Source organism: Sneathiella glossodoripedis JCM 23214 (assembly GCF_000616095.1).
Classification (GTDB): domain Bacteria; phylum Pseudomonadota; class Alphaproteobacteria; order Sneathiellales; family Sneathiellaceae; genus Sneathiella; species Sneathiella glossodoripedis.
In genome coordinates this window covers 2,501-5,490 of the sequence record NZ_BAMS01000010.1, presented here as the reverse complement: position 1 = coordinate 5,490, position 2,990 = coordinate 2,501, and the positions used below count along the sequence as shown (strand labels likewise).

Sequence of the window (2,990 nt, the reverse complement as noted above, 5' to 3'; positions counted from 1 at the left end):
TTTGGTTGCGGGGGCAGGATTTGAACCTGCGACCTTCAGGTTATGAGCCTGACGAGCTACCGGGCTGCTCCACCCCGCGGTTATATTTGTTTGAGCATTAAAAAAGCACCGATTTGGTGCTTTTTAATGATTGACGATGTGAGAGTGTCTGCTATTTGCAGGCCTGGCAGCGACCTACTCTTCCGTGCCTTAAGACAAAGTACCATCGGCGCTAGGAGTTTTCACTTCCGAGTTCGGGATGGGATCGGGTGCGGGCCTCCTGCCATAACCACCAGGCCGGCAAATAGCAGACTAAATATTATTACGTTTTGAGAATAGCTTTCTGCATTAACTACTGTGTATGAGGATGAACTGCTAAGATCAAACTCGATCGAGTGATTAGTACTGGTCAGCTCCATATGTTGCCATACTTCCACCTCCAGCCTATCAACGTGGTCGTCTTCCACGGCTCTCAAGGGATATCTGGTTTTGAGGGGGGCTTCCCGCTTAGATGCTTTCAGCGGTTATCCCGTCCGTACTTAGCTACCCTGCAGTGCCACGGGCGTGACAACAGGTCCACCAGAGGTACGTCCACCCCGGTCCTCTCGTACTAGGGGCAGCTCCTCTCAAATATCCTACACCCACGGCAGATAGGGACCGAACTGTCTCACGACGTTCTAAACCCAGCTCACGTACCTCTTTAATTGGCGAACAGCCAAACCCTTGGGACCTGCTCCAGCCCCAGGATGAGATGAGCCGACATCGAGGTGCCAAACAATGCCGTCGATATGGACTCTTGGGCATTATCAGCCTGTTATCCCCGGCGTACCTTTTATCCGTTGAGCGATGGCCCTTCCACGCGGGACCACCGGATCACTATGACCGACTTTCGTCTCTGCTCGACTTGTCAGTCTCGCAGTCAGGCTGGCTTATGCCATTGCACTCGACAGCTGATTTCCGACCAGCTTGAGCCAACCTTCGCGCGCCTCCGTTACCATTTGGGAGGCGACCGCCCCAGTCAAACTACCCACCATGCAGGGTCCCGGAACCGGATAACGGTCCTCGGTTAGATACCAAAAGTCAAAAGGGTGGTATTTCAAGGATGCCTCCACAACAACTGGCGTCACTGCTTCAAAGGCTCCCACCTATCCTACACATTCAAATCCTGATACCACTGCAAAGCTGTAGTAAAGGTGCACGGGGTCTTTCCGTCTGACCGCGGGTACTCCGCATCTTCACGGAGAATTCAATTTCGCTGAGTCTATGTTGGAGACAGCGGGGAAGTCGTTACGCCATTCGTGCAGGTCGGAACTTACCCGACAAGGAATTTCGCTACCTTAGGACCGTTATAGTTACGGCCGCCGTTTACTGGGGCTTCAATTCGCAGCTCTCACCGCTCCTCTTAACCTTCCAGCACCGGGCAGGCGTCAGACCCTATACGTCGTCTTGCGACTTCGCAGAGTCCTATGTTTTTAATAAACAGTCGCCACCCCCAATTCTGTGCCACCCCCCTTAAGTTGCCTTAAAGAGGGTACCCCTTCTCCCGAAGTTACGGGGTCATTTTGCCGAGTTCCTTCAACATAGTTCTCTCAAACGCCTCGGTATACTCTACCAGTCCACCTGTGTCGGTTTGGGGTACGGTCTATACGCTGGAGCTATTTCCTGGAACAGGTTCACTGCAAACTCAATCCAATAAGAGTTCACAATTTACCCTATTCGTCACTTCCAGCAGGTTCAGGAATATTAACCTGATTCCCATCGACTACGGCTTTCGCCCTCGCCTTAGGGGCCGACTAACCCTGCGCAGATTAGCTTTACGCAGGAACCCTTGGACTTTCGGCGTGAGTGTTTCTCACACTCATCTCGCTACTCATGTCAGCATTCTCACTTCTGATACCTCCAGGCATCCTCGCGGATACCCTTCACAGGCTTACAGAACGCTCCGCTACCACTCAGACTAATGTCTGAATCCGCAGCTTCGGTGTATGGCTTGAGCCCCGGTACATCTTCGGCGCAAGACGGCTTGTTTAGACCAGTGAGCTATTACGCTTTCTTTAAAGGGTGGCTGCTTCTAAGCCAACCTCCTGGTTGTTTTGGCCTTCTCACATCCTTTCCCACTTAGCCATAACTTAGGGACCTTAGCTGGCGGTCTGGGCTGTTTCCCTCTCGGCAATGGATCTTAGCACCCACTGCCTGTCTGCCATGCTGCATTCATCGGTATTCGGAGTTTGGTTAGGTTTGGTAAGTCGTTGGGACCCCCTAGCCCATCCAGTGCTCTACCCCCGATGATGATACATGACGCTCTACCTAAATAGATTTCGCGGAGAACCAGCTATTTCCGGGTTTGATTGGCCTTTCACCCCTAGCCACAAGTCATCCCCCAACTTTTCAACGTTGGTGGGTTCGGTCCTCCAGTGCGTGTTACCGCACCTTCAACCTGCTCATGGCTAGATCACCCGGTTTCGGGTCTAATCCCTGCAACTATAATCGCCCTATTAAGACTCGCTTTCGCTGCGCCTACACCTAACGGCTTAAGCTCGCTGCAAAGATTAACTCGCTGACCCATTATACAAAAGGTACGCCGTCACACCCTAAAGGTGCTCCGACTGCTTGTAGGCATCCGGTTTCAAGATCTATTTCACTCCCCTCGTCGGGGTGCTTTTCACCTTTCCCTCACGGTACTTGTCCACTATCGGTCGCATAGGAGTACTTAGGCTTGGAGGGTGGTCCCCCCACTTTCAGACAGGATTTCACGTGTCCCGCCCTACTCAAGGATCATAACCAACTTTACCTGTACGGGGCTATCACCCACTATGGCCTGCCTTTCCAGACAGTTCCAGTTTGTTAATTATGACCACTGGCCTGGTCCGCGTTCGCTCGCCACTACTAACGGAGTCTCGGTTGATGTCCTTTCCTCTGGCTACTTAGATGTTTCAGTTCGCCAGGTTCGCCTCGCTATCCTATAGATTCAGATAACGATATCCCTAATGGGATGGGTTTCCCCATTCGGA

General features: G+C 52.2%; 1 tRNA gene and 2 rRNA genes (1 of these 3 cut by a window edge). All 3 read right to left on the bottom strand.

The features are described 5' to 3' along the window. Positions 1-2: 2 nt before the first annotated feature. Positions 3-79: transfer RNA gene (locus JCM23214_RS18290), tRNA-Met, on the bottom strand. Positions 80-161: 82 nt separating this feature from the next. Continuing rightward, positions 162-276, bottom strand: a 5S ribosomal RNA gene (gene rrf, locus JCM23214_RS18285). A gap of 81 nt (positions 277-357) precedes the next feature. Continuing rightward, positions 358-2,990: ribosomal RNA gene (locus JCM23214_RS18280) — 23S ribosomal RNA — on the bottom strand; it runs 112 nt beyond the window's last position.